The following is a 16,340-nucleotide window of genomic DNA, read 5'->3' on the forward strand; positions in this document are numbered from 1 at the left end:
TCAATCGCTTGAAGTCCTGACCCGACGACAGCTGGGTATCAAAACGCTCGTGGCTAATATTGCCCACGGGCCGATGGTGTTGGGTCTCCAATAAGACTGGCCACCAAGTAGACCTTCGCCGTGCGTGCAGCATTTGCTTTCTTTGAATGCAGCTATGCGGACTTAGCGGCTGTTTAGCGATTTGCTCATGCTTTTGAGAACTCGTTGATGGAGATCGGTTGGTGCATCCTCACCTGCAGGTCTTTCGACCCATTCCAAATCCAAGTTCAGTGATCCCGCAGGTACGATTTTTCTTGCGATTTCGGGCGGCGTGGTATCGTCAGTCGTTCCATTCTTCCAGTCGTGAAAGGCTGATGAGTATCGAACGACCGCTCCACTGGTCGACAATTCGAGCAATCCGCCCTCGGCAAAGAACGTCAGCGCATCACCCATTTCCTCACCAATGAGTTTGAGCCTGTTTCCCAATCGATGTTTGAGGATGGCTACAAACACTATCGCTGCGGAAAACGTGAATTTATCGACAAGCATAACAACCTGCTTGTTTGCGCTTTCTGAGATCGCGTCGATCAAGGGCATCGTTAGAAGAAAGTCGCCACCAGTGTTTCCGCGAACATCAATTAGTAGTGTTTTGTTCGAGGATGCGCGCACGCATTCCACCGCGGCTGAGATGGCTTTAGGCAGCGCATTTTCCTTCGGATCAAAGAAGCTTGGTAACGCTATTGATAGCCCTAGCTCTTGCCAGTCCTCTATCTCTACAAATATCTCGGGTTCCCAGGCTGGATCAGCCTTGCCGTGCTCGTTTCTCGGATAGAGCATCGATCCAGGAACTGTATGTTCATTGGCCACTTTCAGATTGGCTATCCGCCCATTTTCGTCCTGCACACGGAACTCGGTCGTGCCGCCGTTTGACGAAAAACCCAAACGTGCCAAAGCGTACGGCCAAGCCAGTAGAATCGGGCCGATGACCCGTTTCCTTTGGCACGTTCCCGCCAGAAATTTCTCTGCAGTGGCTTCAATCTGGCTCAAAGCTGAGCCGTTGACCGCTATCAACTCTCCTCGCGGTGCGGCTATCTCTGGCGCCGCGTCGATGAATTGAACGGAACGTCCAACGCTCACGAATCTCAGCGGTAGCACCGCGATCGCATCATTCGGGATCAGCCGTGTGTGCCCATTGCCGGGAAGTGCCAATAAACGCATCGCTGACAAAAGGAAGGCTTCGACAGAGCCCTCTGAGGCATATTGCCGGGTTTCACCAATACAGTCGTCAATCACGGCCTTTTCGATCTGTCGAAAACTGGGATCGGTCGGCAGGGCAGTTTCTAGAATTTGGTTCAGGTCTTCCGTGAGCGACATGTTTCACGATGCGCATAGCCACTCGTCAATGTCCAGATTGGGCTCAGGGCGACTAAAAAGGCCCGCAAAAACATGCGGGCCTTGTTGTTAGTTTCCGGGTCAGTTTCTACTGCGGGATTTCGCCTTCCAGCCCCTCAACGTAGAAATTCATGCCCGCCAGCGTACCGTCATCGGCGGTCTCGCCTTCGGCCAGCCAGTCACTGCCGTCCTGCTTTTTCAGCGGGCCAGTAAAGGGGTGGTATTCACCGGCTGCCATCGCGGCTTTCAACGCCAGTGCTTCTTCTTTAACATCAGCCGGAACGGCGTCCGAAATCTCACCAATTGCTACCATGCCTTCCCGGATGCCATCCCAAGTGTTGGCACTTTCCCATGTTCCGTCCATCACGGCCTGGGTCCGCGCGATGTAGTAGGGAGCCCAATCGTCGATGATTGAAGACACACGCGGGAAGGGTGCGTATTCGCTCATGTCGGAGGCCTGGCCAAAGGTGACAACGTTTCCTGCCTCTTGCGCGGCTGCCTGCGGTGCAGTCGAGTCAGTGTGCTGCAGGATCACGTCCGCGCCCTGTTCGATCAGAACTGTGGCGGCGTCAGCTTCTTTCGCAGGATCGAACCAAGTGTAGGCCCAGACGATCTTGAACTCGACATCCGGATTCACCTTCTTGGCGTGGATATAGGCTGAGTTGATACCACGGATCACTTCAGGGATAGGGTAGGACCCGATGTAGCCGATGATATTCGATTCCGTCATTTTACCGGCGATGTGGCCTTGGACTGCGCGACCTTCATAAAAACGGGCCGAGTAGACCGAGACGTTGTCGGCTGTCTTGTAGCCGGTTGCGTGCTCGAATTTCACATCCGGGAATTTCTTCGCGACATTGATGGTCGGATCCATGTAGCCGAACGAGGTGGTGAAGATCAGGTCCGCTCCTTCCAGCGCCATCTGGGTCATCACGCGTTCTGCATCCGGGCCCTCAGGCACCGACTCGACGAACACGGTTTCAACCTTGTCGCCAAAGTGCTCTTCCACGGCCAGACGGCCCTTGTTGTGCTCATAGGTCCAGCCGCCGTCGCCCACTGGGCCGACATAGACGAAGCCGACTTTAGTCTTGTCTTGGGCCATGGCCCCCGAGGCCAGACCCAGCGCCATTGCGGCGCTTGCCAAAAGTGTAGTGAATTTCATGTGTTACTCCCCAAGTTGGTTCAGTTGGCCTCGCTTAGTGCGAGGCATGGAAGGTCCGGCCCAATGCGGCAGGTGCGCTGCTCTTGTCGGCCGAAAGGATCACAAGCACAAGGATCGTGATGATGTAGGGCGACATTGCCAGATACTCGACAGGAATGGCAACGCCCGCTGCCTGCAAATTAAGCTGCAACACAGTGATGCCGCCGAACAAATAGGCGCCCAGCAAGACACGCCATGGTTTCCAGCTGGCAAAAACCACCAGCGCCAAGGCAATCCAGCCGACACCGGCAGTCATGCCCTCGGTCCACTGCGGCACGCGGATCAGGCTGATGTAGGCGCCGCCCAAGCCAGCGCAAGCACCACCAAACAGGATCGCCATGATGCGAATCTTGATGACCTTGTAGCCCAGCGCATGCGCCGCATCGTGGTTCTCGCCAACGGCGCGCAATATCAGGCCGATGCGTGTGTATTTCAGCGTGGCCCAGACGGCGGCCGTCAGGGCAATTCCGACGTAGAGGATCGGGTCGTGCTGAAACAGGATTGGTCCAATAACAGGGATATCGCTGATCACCGGGATATGGATTTCACCCATGCTGGGCGGCTTGATTCCTACGTAGCTCTGCCCCATCAGCGCGCTGAACCCGAGGCCGAACAATGTTAGGGCCAGGCCACTGGCAACTTGATTGGCCAGCGCCACCTGCGTCAGCAGCACAAACAACAGCGATAGCACCGCGCCACCGATTGCTGCCGCAATAAAGCCCAGCCAGGGCGAACCGGTCTCGACTGAGATTGCGAAGCCGCTGATTGCGCCCACGATCATCATGCCCTCGACACCGAGGTTCAGGACGCCTGCTTTTTCGACCACCAATTCTCCGATTGCGGCCAACAAAAGTGGGGTTGCGGCCACCATTAGCGAGGCGACCAGAAGGACGGGGTTAATTTCACCAAGGTCCATATCACGCTACCTCGCTACGGGCCGCACGGATGCGGTAGTTTGTCAGAAGATCGAATGCCAGCAGGAAGAACAGAAGCATCCCCTGGAATACCTGAATGGCTGCGGCGGGCAGACCCAGCTGAGATTGGGCGATTTCACCACCAATATAAGTCAACGCCATCAGACCTCCGGCCAGCAGGATGCCCACCGGATGCAAACGGCCAAGGAAAGCCACGATGATCGCGGTAAAGCCGTAACCGACGTTGAAATCGATACTGACCACGCCTGCAGGGCCCGAGACTTCGAACATCCCCGCAAGACCGGCCAGCGCGCCGGCCAGACCCAGACAGAACAAGATCAGGCGGGCAGGGTTTACACCGGCGAACTTCGCCGCACGCGGGGCCTCACCTGTCAGGCGGATGTGGAAGCCCAGCATGTGCCGGTTCAGCAAGACATATGCAAAGATAACAGCGATCAGGGCAGTGACTACGCCCCAGTGCATGCCTGAACCCGCAATCAGCTCGGCATTATACGCGCTGTCGTAGGATTGCAGATTGCGCGAACCGGGAAAGCCGAACCCCTCGGGATTCTTCAGCAGGCCTAGCGAGACCGAGGCCAGCATCTGTTCGGCCACATAGACCAACATCAGCGACACAAGGATTTCATTGGTACCGAAGCGCACTTTCAGGAAGGCTGGGATCATTGCCCATAGCCAGCCGCCAAACGCGCCTGCAATCACCATGATCGGAAAGATGTAGAATGCATCCAGCGGATAGAATGCCAGACCAGCACCCGCACCGAAAATGGCCCCCATAATGTACTGACCCTCGGCCCCGATATTCCAGATACCGGCGCGGAAGCCTAAAGACAGGCCGATGGCGATCAAAACCAGGGGCGCGCCCTTAACCAGCAATTGCGGCCGATAATAGAAGGCGAACTCGCCAAACAGGGGTTCCCAGAAAATGGTTCCAATAGCCTCGACGGGGTTTTTGCCCAGAATGGCGAACAGGATGCCACCAAAAACCATCGTCGCCAGGACTGCGACCAGAGGGGTGGCATAAGACCACGCCTTGGACGGCTGAGGCCGTTTCTCCAACACTATCATTTGCTCATACCCCCGCGTTTCTCTTTTCTTTTAACTGTTTAGACATGGGCCACCTCCATGCCATGCGCGCCGCCCATCATCAGGCCGATCTCATCGACCGTCAGACCCGTAGTTTCACGCGGGGCGCTTAGTCGTCCTTCGTTCAAGGCGGCGAAACTGTCTGAGATTTCCATCAGTTCATCGAGGTCTTGCGAGATACAGATGACCGCAGTTCCCTTGGCCGCCAGATCCAGAATGGCCTGCCGGATCGAGGCCGCCGCCGCTGCATCCACGCCCCAAGTCGGCTGGTTCACGACCAGAACATCCGGGTTTTGCAGCACTTCGCGACCAATCACGAACTTCTGCAGGTTCCCGCCCGACAGCGACCGGGCGGCATTTTCAGGACCCGGCGTACGCACGTCAAACGCGCTAATGATCTTTTCGGCAAAGCTCTTGGTCTCGGACCACTTCAGAAAGCCGTTATTCTCCAGCCCCTCGCGGACCGACCCAGTCAGCAGAGCGTTTTCGGTCAGGCTCATATCAGGGGCAGCCGCGTGGCCCAGCCGTTCTTCGGGCGCGGTCAACACGCCCAGCTTACGCCGCGCGGTCGGGCCGAGTTTGCCGATGGGTTGACCGCTGAATTTGATCGCATCTGCGGTGGTCGGAATTTCGCCAGAAAGCACACCCAGCAATTCATCCTGACCGTTCCCCGCGACACCCCCGATCCCCAGAACCTCGCCCTTGCGGACGGTCATGTGGACGTTGCGAAGCGCGGTTCCGAATTCCGACGGCGACGGCACTGACAATCCGCTGACATCCAGTGCAACGTCACCGAACTCCCGGCCGGAACGTTCAGGTGTCTGCAGGGTCGAGCCCACCATCATCTCAGCCATATCGCGCGCTGAGGTTTCAGCTGGTACACATTCGCCCACATTCTTACCCAGCCGCAGAATCGTGGCGTGGTCGCATAGCGTTCGAATCTCTTCCAGCTTGTGCGAGATATACAGGATCGATGTCCCTTCCGAGCGCAATTTGTTCAGCGTTTTGAAAAGGATTTCAACCTCTTGCGGCGTCAGAACCGAGGTCGGCTCGTCCATGATCAGCAACTTTGGGTCCTGCAGTAAGCAGCGGATGATTTCGACCCGCTGACGCTCACCCGCAGACAGATCACCCACCGTACGGAAAGGATCCAAGGGCAAGCCGTAGGTTTCGGATACTTCGCGGATACGCGAGGCCAGATCACCCATTGGGGGCGGGTTCTCCATCCCCAGAGCGATATTCTCGGCGACGTTCAACGCATCGAATAGCGAAAAATGCTGGAACACCATCGCGATCCCGTCCGCACGGGCGGCGCGCGGTTCAGGCGGTGCATAGGACTGCCCCCGCAGCAGCATTGAGCCGCTGTCGGGCTTCACCAGCCCATAGATCATTTTGACAAGCGTGGATTTGCCTGCGCCGTTCTCGCCCAGCAGCGCGTGAACTTCGCCTTCACCGATGTCAAAGGACACCTGATCATTGGCCACGACGCCGGGATAGGCTTTGGTCAGCCCTTGCAAGCTCAGAAGTGGAGTGGTCACGCGCTCAGGTCCTTCTTCAATTCGTTCTGTCGGGCGGGGCGTAACAGTTGCGCTGCCACGCCAACGGCGATCATCTGCGGGTGTTTGCCCAAGCCCGGATCGCCGATCGGACAGGTGATCCGGCTGATCCGCTCGGGCGGATGCCCAAGGGCTGCAAGTCGCGACCGGAATCGCGCCCATTTCGTAGCCGAGCCGATAAGCCCCGCAAAGAGGAAATTGTGCGAAAGCAGCCGGTTGCACAGTTCCAGATCCAGATTGTGCGAATAGGTCAGCACCAGATGCTCGGCATCGGTTGGCGCGTGGCGAACCAGCTCGGCGGGTTTTGCGGTCGGAACCGGGGTTACACCGGTTGGAACCACATCGGGAAACCGCTCGGGTCCGGTATCGACCCAGGTGATTGCCAGATCGGGTAGGGGGGACAAAACGTCCACCAGCGCCCGGCCTACATGGCCTGCGCCCCAGATCCACAGATTACGCGTCGGTTTGTGAACGGGTTCGACCATCCAACCTTCGATCAGTTGGGGCTCGGGCGCGACACCCTGTCCTCGCGCTGCCGCCAGCCGACGTTTGACCGATAGCGGCATCTCTCCGCCCGAGGCCGAACGCGCGATGACGGTATCGTCCAGTGCATTCAGCGCTTCATGATCAAATACTTCACTCAGCAATGAAACTGCACCGCCGCAGCATTGCCCCATGTCGGGGCCAAGAGCGTGATGCGTTAGTCGGGTGGCGGTGGTTTGGGATCGCGCAGCTTCAGTTGCCTGATACTCCAACGTGCCTCCACCGATGGTGCCACTTTGCCCGTCCTTCCAGACTAGCATCGCGGCCCCCACTTCACGTGGAGACGACCCTTTGATGCCGGCGATGACCACCCGGACCACTGTTCCGTGGGTTTTGACCGCCTCCCTCAAAGCCTCCAAGTCAAATCCCATCAGATGCCTCCCTTCATCTTTTGGACGCCGCGCCAAACCTCTTCAGCCGTGGCTGGTGCATCAAGAGCGGGGTAGACCTCTCCACAGGCCGCGACCGCATTCGACAGGGCCAGCCATGCTGAAATCCCGAGCATGAACGGAGGTTCGCCCACCGCTTTCGAACGATAGATCGTGTCCTCACGGTTTTCGGCATTCCAGAGTGCGACGTTGAATACGTCGGGTCGATCTGAGCAGGCGGGGATCTTGTAGGTCGAGGGTGCGTGTGTGCGCAGGTTGCCCGTGCCGTCCCAGACCAGTTCCTCGGTCGTTAGCCAGCCCGCGCCTTGCACATAACCGCCTTCGACCTGCCCGATATCCAACGCCGGGTTCAACGAAGCACCGGCATCATGCAGGATATCGGTGCGCAGAATGCGGTTCTCACCAGTCAGAGTGTCGACGGCCACTTCAGTGACCGACGCTCCGTAGGCGAAGTAGAAGAACGGACGGCCTCGTCCGGCGATCCGGTCCCATTCGATCTTGGGTGTCTTGTAGAAACCGGTCGCCGACAGGCTGATCCGACCCTGATAGACCAGCGCCGCAGCTTCAGCGAAGGTGTAGCGTTCTGCGCCAACCGAAACATGGCCATCAGAGAAGGTGACAGTCGACGGATCGGCCTGATGCCGCTCGGCCAGATAGTCCGCCATTCGATCGCGGATCGTATCGCAGGCCGCCTTCACGGCCATACCATTCAGGTCACTGCCCGAGGATGCTGCCGTGGCCGAAGTGTTCGGTACCTTGGCCGTATCCGTGGCGGTGATTTTGACCATCTCCAGGGGGATGCCAAAGCGCGAAGCCGCCACCTGCGCGACCTTCTGGAACAGGCCTTGACCCATCTCGGTGCCGCCGTGGTTCAGATGGACCGAGCCATCCTGATACACATGCACCAAAGCGCCTGCCTGATTCAGGTGGGTCAGCGTGAAGGAAATCCCGAACTTGACCGGAGAGAAGGCGATGCCCTTCTTGATCACACGATTCTCGGCGTTCCATTTCGCAATGGCGGCCTTGCGCGTTTCGTAATCGCTGGATTTCAGTAGGGCCTGAGTCATCCCGTGCAATTCGAAATCGCTGACCTCCATTCCGTAGGGTGTGGTATTGCCACCAGCGGGCAGAGGGCGCACGGGGGCGTCCCCGGTTTCGACCGCGCCGCGGCTCGTCAGGTCCTCATGCGGGTCGGGATGACCCAAAGGCTTCTCGGACGGCGTGATCTCGGCAATCGCATGGGCCGGTTCGTAGTAGTTTCGGCGGCGCAGTTCCACCGGGTCCAGACCCAGCTCATACGCAGCGTGGTCCATCACGCGTTCGATGCCAACCATGCCCTGCGGGCCGCCGAAGCCGCGATAAGCGGTGGCGGATTGGGTGTTGGTCTTCAGCCGGTGGCTTTCGATCCGTGCATTTGGCAACAGATAGGCATTGTCCGAATGCAGCATCGCGCGGTCGGCGACGGGCAGGGACAAGTCCTGTGCCCAGCCGCAGATGGCGTAGTGGTGGAACGAGACGCCCTGAATATGGCCGTTCTCGTCAAATCCGGCCTTATAGGCGATGCGGAACGCGTGGCGTTTGCCGGTGATTGTCATATCATCGTCGCGGTCATAGCGCATCTTGCACGCCTTGCCAGTTGCGCGAGCGGCGACCGCGCAAGCAACGGCCAGCGCATTGCCCTGGCTTTCCTTGCCGCCAAAACCGCCGCCCATACGGCGCGTCTCGACCCTGACGGCGTGCATCGGAACGCCCAACGCATCAGCCACCTTGTGTTGGATCTCAGTCGGGTGCTGGGTCGAGCTGTGAACCAGCATATCCGCGCTTTCATTCGGCACGGCTAAAGCGGCCTGACCTTCCAGATAGAAATGCTCCTGCCCGCCAAGCTCGAATGACCCTTCGATCACATGGGCGGATCCTGCAATAGCCGCATCAGCATTGCCTTTGGCATAGATGCGCGGGCCGTCTTCGAACCGACTGTCGGCGGCCAGAGCCTCTTCGACGGTTAGGATCGGGGTTTCCTCGGCGTAGTCGATCTTGCCCAAACGGGCCGCCTTGCGGGCGGCCAGATGGCTGCTGGCGATGACCAGAAACACAGGCTGGCCGATATAGTGAACCGTGCCGTCCGACAGTAGAGGTTCATCATGGATCGAAGGCGATACGTCGTTGGCGAAGGGCAGATCATCCGCAGCCATAACCATCACGACGCCCTCGGCAGCCTTCACCGCAGATAAGTCCATTGCGGTGATCTTGCCTTTGGCAATCGGGCTGAGGCCAAAAGCCAGATGCAAACTGTCCCTGGGTGTTGGGATATCGTCCACATACCGCGCGGTTCCTGAAACGTGCAGCGGTGCTGCGTCGTGGGGGAGGGGTTTGGTCACGCTCATGCCGATACCTCCAGCACATTGGTCACTTCGCCCTGATCTTCCAGGAAGTATCTTTCGAGCATCGCTTTGGCGGTTTCCAGTCGATAGGTGGCCGAGGCGCGCATGTCCGTGAGTGGTGAATAATCGTCAGCAAAGGCAGGCAGCGCGGCGTCAATCGTCTCGCGCGCCCAAGGTTTACCGACCAATGCGGCCTCGACATGGGTTGCCCGTTTCGGGATGCCGGCCATGCCGCCGAACGCGATGCGCGCCTGCGTGACGATGCCGCCCGAGACGGTGATGTTGAAACACCCGCAGACGGCCGAGATGTCCTGATCGAACCGCTTGCTGAGTTTATAGGCCTTCAGGCGATCCAGCTGACGTGGGAAACTGACAGCTTCGACGAATTCACCGGGAACGCGGTCCTGTTTGCCATAGTCGATAAAGAACTCTTCCAGCGGAAGGGACCGGCGGGTGTCGCCTTTGCGCAGATGAAGGGTTGCGTCCAGAGCAATCAGCGCAGGCGGGTTGTCCCCAATGGGCGAGCCATTGGCGATGTTGCCGCCCACCGTTGCAGCATGGCGCACCTGAACACTGGCGTAGCGGCGGATCATTTCGGCGTAAGAGGGGTGAAGATCGGCCAGAGCCTCACCCATCCGATTCATGTCGACCATTGCGCCAAAGCGAATTTCATCGTCGGTGATGGTGATTTGCTTGAGATCATCGCAACGGTTGAGGAAGATTACTGGATCCAGATCGCGCAGTTGCTTTGTCACCCACAGGCCGACATCTGTTGCTCCGGCAACCAGTGTGGCATCCGGGTTTTCAGCATAAACAGCTGCCAGTTCATCGGAAGATTCAGGCAGCATGCGCGACGCAGCAGAAGATGCGAATGGCTTGTCTTTGACCCAGACTGGCACGGGACGGTCCTCGACCGCTTTCGCGGCGCGAATAATCGGTGCATAGCCAGTGCAGCGGCACAGGTTTCCGGCAAGCTGGGTGTCATGATCCGTGGCGCCTGTCGCATGACTGGCGACCATCGACATGACAAAACCCGGAGTGCAAAAACCGCATTGCGAACCGTGCAGGTCAACCATTGCCTGTTGAACGGGATGTGCTTCGCCATCCGGGCCGCTTGCCCCTTCGACTGTACGAACCGCTTTGCCATGCAGCTGGGGCAAGAACAGGATGCAGGAGTTCAGAGCTTTTGCACCCTCTTCGTCCGTCACCATGACCGTGCACGCGCCGCAATCGCCTTCGTTGCAGCCTTCTTTGGTGCCTGTCAGACCGCGATCTTCACGCAGCCAGTCCAGTAGGGTGGCCGTCGGATCGACATCCGGCAGCTCCACTGTCTCTCCGTTCAGAAGAAACGTGATGTTCATTCGAGAAACCCGTCGCGTTACCCGGTTGCGCCCGTTCGGCCCTCCTTCGATGCGACGTAGAAAGAGTGGCGGGCGGTAGCTTGCCGTCAGATGTTAGAAACAGCGCACCTTATCTGGCAAGAAAAACTGCCTATATGATACACCATTGCACCCGAGCGGCCCATGATTGTCGTGTATGTGTGAAACTTAATAAATTGAAAATAAACACTTTTTGGGAAGGTGTGCGTTCCTGCGCCCGAAGCACCTTCTGAAAAAGCCGAATAATCACCGATGATTTTTTCGGCATTCGATGTGCCGGTTCCCGCTTTTGCAACGTCGCTGGCTGAGATAGCTTAGCCTGTATGAGCAGTTCCCCCCGATTCATTCACCTCCGCGTTCACACTGAATATTCGTTGCTGGAAGGTGCCGTGCGGCTGAAGAAGCTGCCGGACCTGTGCCTGAAGATGGAGATGCCCGCCGTCGCGGTGACGGATACCAATTCAATGTTCTCGGCCTTAGAGTTTTCGGTCACCGCCAGCGGGGCAGGTGTGCAACCGATCATGGGCTGTCAGGTCGATCTCAGTTACGTTCAGGCGCAGCCGGGAGAAAAGCCCAAAGCACCCGCGCCGCTGGTGCTGCTGGCACAATCCGAGGTGGGATATGAGAATCTGATGAAGCTCAGTTCCTGCCTGTATGTAGACAAAAGCGGGCAATTGCCGCAGGTCACTTTGGACGAATTGGCGGAACGATCAGATGATTTGATCTGCTTAACCGGCGGTCCAGACGGGCCCGTAGGGTTGCTGTTACAGCAAGGTCAGCGCCCTGCTGCCGAGGCTTTGGTGGATCGTTTGTCCGCGATTTTCCCGGATCGCCTTTATGTTGAGTTGCAGCGTCACCCTGGCGAAGGAGGCCAACCTGAGGCCGAGCGCTTGACCGAGCGCGGTCATGTCGAGATGGCGTATGACAAGAACCTGCCGCTGGTGGCCACCAATGACGTCTATTTTCCGACTTCGGACATGTACGAGGCCCACGACGCGCTGATCTGTATCGCCGAGGGGGCTTATGTCGACCAGCAGGACGGTCGCCGACGTCTGACCGCGCAGCACTATTTCAAGTCTCAGCAGGAGATGGTGACGCTGTTCGCCGATCTGCCCGAAGCCGTCGAGAATACGGTTGAAATCGCGCAACGCTGCGCCTTCATGGCTTATCGCCGCGACCCGATCCTGCCGAAGTTTGCAGATGATGAGGTCGCCGAACTGCGTCGCATCGCCAACGAGGGTCTGCAAAAACGTCTGGCCGTGATCCCGCACGCCGTGACACCTGAAGAATATCAGGAACGGCTGGATTTCGAACTTGGCATCATCGAAGGGATGGGCTTCCCAGGCTATTTCCTGATCGTTGCCGACTTTATCCAATGGGCAAAGGATCATGACATTCCGGTGGGTCCGGGGCGAGGCTCGGGTGCGGGATCACTGGTGGCTTATGCGCTGACGATTACCGACCTTGATCCGCTGCGGTATTCGCTTCTGTTTGAACGGTTTCTGAACCCCGAGCGGGTTTCTATGCCCGACTTCGATATCGACTTCTGCATGGATCGCCGTGAAGAGGTTATCCGCTACGTGCAGCAGAAATACGGGCGCGACAAAGTGGGGCAGATCATCACCTTCGGTGCCTTGCTGTCGAAGGCGGCTGTGCGCGATATTGGGCGTGTATTGCAGATGCCATACGGGCAGGTTGATCGCCTGTCCAAGATGATCCCAGTCGAAGGCGTCAAACCCGTTTCCATCGAAAAGGCGCTGAAGGATGAGCCGCGCCTGCGGGAAGAGGCACGCAATGAAGAGGTCGTGGACCGTCTGCTCACATATGGCCAGCAAGTCGAGGGGCTGCTGCGCAACGCCTCGACACACGCTGCCGGCGTGGTGATCGGAGACCGGCCGCTGGATGCACTGGTTCCAATATACCAGGACCCGCGTTCGGACATGCCTGCGACCCAATTCAACATGAAATGGGTTGAACAGGCCGGGCTTGTAAAGTTCGATTTCCTGGGTCTGAAAACACTGACCGTGATCCAGAACGCGATGGATTTGATCTTTAAGTCAGGCCGTGACCTTCACATAGCTCCCGATGGCACGGAACTCTATGAACCCGCCGAAGGGGCAATAAATCAGATCAACGCCATCCCGCTGGATGACGAGGCGACGTACAAACTCTATTCGGCGGCCAAGACGGTGGCGGTGTTCCAGGTTGAATCCTCGGGCATGATGGATGCGCTCAAGCGGATGAAGCCGGATTGTATCGAGGATATCATCGCCCTCGTCGCGCTTTATCGACCCGGCCCGATGGAGAACATCCCCAAGTTCTGCGAAGTCAAGAACAAGCTTAGCGAACGCGACACGCTGCACCCGTCCATCGACCATATCTTGGATGAGACGCAGGGCATCATCGTCTATCAGGAACAGGTGATGCAGATCGCGCAGGAAATGGCGGGTTACAGCCTTGGGGGCGCGGACTTGCTGCGCCGCGCGATGGGTAAGAAAATTCAGGAGGCGATGGATGCAGAGCGGCCCAAGTTCCTCAAAGGTGCTGCCGAAAACAATGTGGATGAGGCCAAGGCGACCGAAGTCTGGAACCTGCTGGACAAGTTCGCCAACTATGGCTTCAACAAATCCCACGCCGCCGCCTATGCGGTGGTCAGCTATCAAACCGGCTGGCTAAAGGCGAACCACCCGGTCGAGTTCATGGCAGGTGTCATGAACTGCGATATCCATCTGACCGACAAGCTCGCGATCGATTTTGAGGAAGTCCGCAAGGGGCTGCAGCTGCCCTATGTTCCGCCGTGCGTAAATCGATCCCAAGCGACCTTTGATGTGGCCGATGGGCATTTGGTCTATGCGCTGGGCGCGCTCAAGAACGTAGGCGTCGAGGCAATGAATCTTGTGGTTGAGGGGCGTGGCGAAAAGCCTTTCGTAAACCTGTTCGACTTCGCCCGCCGTGTTGACCTGAAGAAGGTCGGCAAACGCCCGCTTGAGATGCTGGCTCGCGCCGGTGCCTTTGACGAGCTCGATAAAAATCGTCGCCGTGTGTTTGAAAGCCTTGATCCGTTGGTTCAGTATTCGGCGGCGATTCACGAGCAGAAGAATTCCAACCAAGTTTCCCTGTTTGGCGAGGCAGGCGATGACCTGCCCGAACCGCGTCTGTCCCCTTCGCCTGATTGGCTACCTGCCGAACGCCTAAGCGAGGAATTCAAGTCCATCGGATTCTACCTGTCTGGCCATCCGCTGGATGACTATATGCCGGCCCTGAAGCGCAAACAGGTGCTGACACTGGACCAGGTGACTGAAAAGGCGCGCTCTGGACCATTTATCGCTAAGATGGCCGGAGTCGTTGCAGGTCGGCAGGAAAGGAAATCAGCGCGTGGCAATCGGTTTGCTTTTGCGCAGCTCTCTGATCCGACTGGGGCATTCGAGGTCACGTTATTCTCGGAAACACTGGAGAAATCCCGAGAGTTTCTGGAAACCGGCGCACAGGTGGTACTGACGGCCGAAGCGACCATGGAGGCCGATCAGCTGAAACTGCTGGGCCGTTCCGTTGGTCCGGTTGATACAGTTGTGGCCGATGCGGGTGCGACGGGTTTGCGTGTGTTTGTCGAGGATTCGAAGGTTTTGCCGAACATGGCCACGGTACTGGAAGGCGCAGAGGCTTCAGCCAAAAGGGTGGCCAAGGGACCTGTTTATGTTTGCCTATTCGATCCCGGACTGCCAGGCGAGGTCGAGATGGATCTGGGCCGGGAATTTCCGATCAACCCAGAAATCAAAGGCGCGCTGAAGTCGCTCGAGGGGATATCGGAGATCGAAGAAATCTGATCCCGAACCGTAATGTTGCCACACGCGATGGACCCCGCTAGGCTGGGTGAACATCCTCAAAGGTCATTTCACAGGAGGGTTCCGAAATGGCAAGTTCAGGCAATGTTTTAAGGATATTTACACTCGCCGCGGCATGTTCACTGGCATTGGCCACTGCGGTACATGCAGACGACAAAAAGAAGAAAAACACTCTTACCGGGGCCTTGGTCGGCGCGGGCGTTGGCGCGCTGGTAGGCGATGGTAAAGGGGCTGCGGTCGGTGGGGTGGCCGGTGCGATTATCGGACATAACTGGAAGTGATCATGATGTTGAAAAATCCCATCAAATCTTCCTTCTGCGCCATGCTGTTTGTTCTTCCGACGTTTGCTTTCGCGGATGAGGCTGCTGAGCAGATGGTGCAAGACGTCCTGCCTATGATGCACTATACATGCGCCTCGATCGCCGAAGAGGCCGACGGGGACGAAGCCTTTGTTGTCGAAGTCGTAGGAAAGATGACGGCCCTGTCACTTTACAACCGCCAGATTAATATCGAGGATCATGCAGCCTCTGACGAGGAAAAGGCCCAACTGCGCGAAGCCTTCATCGCCGCGCTGTCTGAAGGTTGTGCCGCAGATAAGAACGCCCTTCTGGGCGGGGTGGTCGACAATGCAGTGAAGTCGACGCTGGGGTTGTAAGCGAGCGCTTGGTCTTGCGAGCGCTAAAGCCTGCCCACTGGACAACGCACAAGGCCCCAGCCTCTGTCCATTTGGGCGTCTTTCAGGCCTAAGACGAGACGGTCGGACAAAAAGAGAAGGTTCGGAACTTTCGGGTCCAGCCAGATGTCCGGTCCACCAAGCGCTTCAGGTATGACTACCAGTTTAGATTCCTGATTGCTTCTAGGAAGGTAGCAGATTCCCTTGCCGATGTTGTCCAGCGGTGAACGGATATCGCCCTCTGGCCCCAAAACATCGTAGTTGCGCATGGATCGCTTGTTGCACACGTTCAGAAAATAATACCGCTCGGACGTGGTCAGGTGGTTTTCAGTCGAATCCATCAACGTCAGCGGATGAAATACCGTGCCCCCCAGATCGAACTGATCCAGAACGGATTTGGCCGCTTCTGAAACCAGAGGATAGCCACCGCCGCTGATAAACGGCGCAGTGTAGTATTCGGCTTTTGAGTTGTAGTACCACAGACTACCAATTTGCTCTTTGGTCAGCAGCTCACCGCGTTTCCAGCCCAAGTCAGATTCCTGAACCATTCGCTTGGACCACTCAACATCCTCGGGCGACTGCCTTTCACGCCATTGAGGGGTGTATTCCTTTCGGATTACCGCTGAGATGACGTTGATGTTGTTCACCGTCGTGGCAATCCACACGCATTGCGCGTTGCTGTCCTCACTCGCCATCAGCTTGCCCTCAGTAATGCGGCGGGCGTTCGTCTCCGAACACAACTCCGCCTGAACCTTCCTGCGCGCGTTCTGCTTCACGCTGCAGCAACATCTCGACGCGGCGGGTCAGGCGGTCGATCTCGTTCTGTTGGTTTGTGACGACCAAGTTCAGCTCTTCGACCGTGCGGGTCAGATGGGCGATCTGCTCTTCCAGATGCTGCATGGGGCTCTCCTTGTAGGCGTCTCATAGCGACCCTGTGACGCCCTGGCCAGAGAAACCCCGCCTTGCTCCGATGCGGGCCATGGGATA

13 protein-coding genes are annotated in these 16,340 nt (G+C 57.7%); 3 read left to right on the forward strand and 10 right to left on the reverse strand.

Features of this window, described 5'->3' with window-relative positions:
* Positions 1-162: 162 nt before the first annotated feature.
* The 8 genes from ACR0NE_RS08795 to xdhA all read right to left on the reverse strand — a co-directional run bounded on the left by ACR0NE_RS08795 (position 163) and on the right by xdhA (position 10,820).
* Positions 163-1,353, reverse strand: a complete 1,191-nt coding sequence (locus ACR0NE_RS08795; protein WP_170594399.1) for a S41 family peptidase — start codon at positions 1,351-1,353, stop codon at positions 163-165.
* Between the two features lie 106 nt (positions 1,354-1,459).
* On the reverse strand, positions 1,460-2,533 hold the full coding sequence (locus tag ACR0NE_RS08800) for a BMP family ABC transporter substrate-binding protein (protein WP_170392494.1): 1,074 nt from the start codon (positions 2,531-2,533) through the stop codon (positions 1,460-1,462).
* Between the two features lie 34 nt (positions 2,534-2,567).
* On the reverse strand, positions 2,568-3,488 hold the full coding sequence (locus ACR0NE_RS08805; protein WP_170392493.1) for an ABC transporter permease: 921 nt from the start codon (positions 3,486-3,488) through the stop codon (positions 2,568-2,570).
* A 1-nt stretch (position 3,489) separates the two neighbouring features.
* Positions 3,490-4,572 carry an ABC transporter permease gene (locus tag ACR0NE_RS08810; RefSeq protein ID WP_170392492.1) on the reverse strand — a complete coding sequence of 361 codons (1,083 nt, stop codon included), beginning with the start codon at positions 4,570-4,572 and terminating at the stop codon, positions 3,490-3,492.
* A 38-nt stretch (positions 4,573-4,610) separates the two neighbouring features.
* Positions 4,611-6,128 (reverse strand): ABC transporter ATP-binding protein, encoded by a 1,518-nt coding sequence (locus ACR0NE_RS08815; RefSeq protein ID WP_170401928.1) that lies wholly within the window; start codon positions 6,126-6,128, stop codon positions 4,611-4,613.
* Complete coding sequence (xdhC, locus tag ACR0NE_RS08820; RefSeq protein ID WP_170564238.1) at positions 6,125-7,060, reverse strand: xanthine dehydrogenase accessory protein XdhC; 936 nt, start codon at positions 7,058-7,060, stop codon at positions 6,125-6,127. The genes ACR0NE_RS08815 and xdhC overlap by 4 nt, the downstream gene beginning before the upstream one ends.
* On the reverse strand, positions 7,060-9,462 hold the full coding sequence (gene xdhB, locus ACR0NE_RS08825; protein ID WP_170594400.1) for a xanthine dehydrogenase molybdopterin binding subunit: 2,403 nt from the start codon (positions 9,460-9,462) through the stop codon (positions 7,060-7,062). The genes xdhC and xdhB overlap by 1 nt, the downstream gene beginning before the upstream one ends.
* Positions 9,459-10,820 (reverse strand): xanthine dehydrogenase small subunit, encoded by a 1,362-nt coding sequence (xdhA, locus tag ACR0NE_RS08830; protein ID WP_170594401.1) that lies wholly within the window; start codon positions 10,818-10,820, stop codon positions 9,459-9,461. Before xdhA ends, xdhB begins: the two co-directional genes overlap by 4 nt.
* A 341-nt stretch (positions 10,821-11,161) precedes the next feature.
* On the opposite strand from xdhA, the gene dnaE reads away from it, so the two are divergent.
* The 3 genes from dnaE (at position 11,162) to ACR0NE_RS08845 (ending at position 15,335) form a co-directional block, all read left to right on the forward strand.
* Entirely contained in the window at positions 11,162-14,662 is a 3,501-nt protein-coding gene (dnaE, locus tag ACR0NE_RS08835) for a DNA polymerase III subunit alpha (RefSeq protein ID WP_170594402.1), read from the forward strand.
* 86 nt (positions 14,663-14,748) lie between these two features.
* Positions 14,749-14,961, forward strand: a complete 213-nt coding sequence (locus ACR0NE_RS08840) for a YMGG-like glycine zipper-containing protein (RefSeq protein ID WP_170420519.1) — start codon at positions 14,749-14,751, stop codon at positions 14,959-14,961.
* A gap of 41 nt (positions 14,962-15,002) precedes the next feature.
* Positions 15,003-15,335 (forward strand): hypothetical protein, encoded by a 333-nt coding sequence (locus tag ACR0NE_RS08845; RefSeq protein WP_480459582.1) that lies wholly within the window; start codon positions 15,003-15,005, stop codon positions 15,333-15,335.
* 23 nt (positions 15,336-15,358) lie between these two features.
* On the opposite strand, the gene ACR0NE_RS08850 is transcribed toward ACR0NE_RS08845, so the two are convergent.
* Both ACR0NE_RS08850 and ACR0NE_RS08855 read right to left on the reverse strand, forming a co-directional pair.
* Positions 15,359-16,048 carry an imm11 family protein gene (locus ACR0NE_RS08850; protein WP_170594405.1) on the reverse strand — a complete coding sequence of 230 codons (690 nt, stop codon included), beginning with the start codon at positions 16,046-16,048 and terminating at the stop codon, positions 15,359-15,361.
* A gap of 10 nt (positions 16,049-16,058) precedes the next feature.
* Positions 16,059-16,253 (reverse strand): SlyX family protein, encoded by a 195-nt coding sequence (locus ACR0NE_RS08855; RefSeq protein ID WP_170594407.1) that lies wholly within the window; start codon positions 16,251-16,253, stop codon positions 16,059-16,061.
* Positions 16,254-16,340 lie beyond the last annotated feature (87 nt).

The organism is Ruegeria sp. C9, from assembly GCF_056537585.1.

Excerpts from the sequence above, each read along its gene's own strand:
- ACR0NE_RS08795 (WP_170594399.1), bottom strand. The coding sequence starts at position 1,353 with ATGTCGCTCACGGAAGACCTGAACCAAATTCTAGAAACTGCCCTGCCG.
- ACR0NE_RS08800 (WP_170392494.1), bottom strand. The coding sequence starts at position 2,533 with ATGAAATTCACTACACTTTTGGCAAGCGCCGCAATGGCGCTGGGTCTG.
- ACR0NE_RS08805 (WP_170392493.1), bottom strand. The coding sequence starts at position 3,488 with ATGGACCTTGGTGAAATTAACCCCGTCCTTCTGGTCGCCTCGCTAATG.
- ACR0NE_RS08810 (WP_170392492.1), bottom strand. The coding sequence starts at position 4,572 with ATGATAGTGTTGGAGAAACGGCCTCAGCCGTCCAAGGCGTGGTCTTAT.
- xdhC (WP_170564238.1), bottom strand. The coding sequence starts at position 7,060 with ATGGGATTTGACTTGGAGGCTTTGAGGGAGGCGGTCAAAACCCACGGA.
- xdhB (WP_170594400.1), bottom strand. The coding sequence starts at position 9,462 with ATGAGCGTGACCAAACCCCTCCCCCACGACGCAGCACCGCTGCACGTT.
- xdhA (WP_170594401.1), bottom strand. The coding sequence starts at position 10,820 with ATGAACATCACGTTTCTTCTGAACGGAGAGACAGTGGAGCTGCCGGAT.
- dnaE (WP_170594402.1), top strand. The coding sequence starts at position 11,162 with ATGAGCAGTTCCCCCCGATTCATTCACCTCCGCGTTCACACTGAATAT.
- ACR0NE_RS08840 (WP_170420519.1), top strand. The coding sequence starts at position 14,749 with ATGGCAAGTTCAGGCAATGTTTTAAGGATATTTACACTCGCCGCGGCA.
- ACR0NE_RS08845 (WP_480459582.1), top strand. The coding sequence starts at position 15,003 with ATGCTGTTTGTTCTTCCGACGTTTGCTTTCGCGGATGAGGCTGCTGAG.
- ACR0NE_RS08850 (WP_170594405.1), bottom strand. The coding sequence starts at position 16,048 with ATGGCGAGTGAGGACAGCAACGCGCAATGCGTGTGGATTGCCACGACG.
- ACR0NE_RS08855 (WP_170594407.1), bottom strand. The coding sequence starts at position 16,253 with ATGCAGCATCTGGAAGAGCAGATCGCCCATCTGACCCGCACGGTCGAA.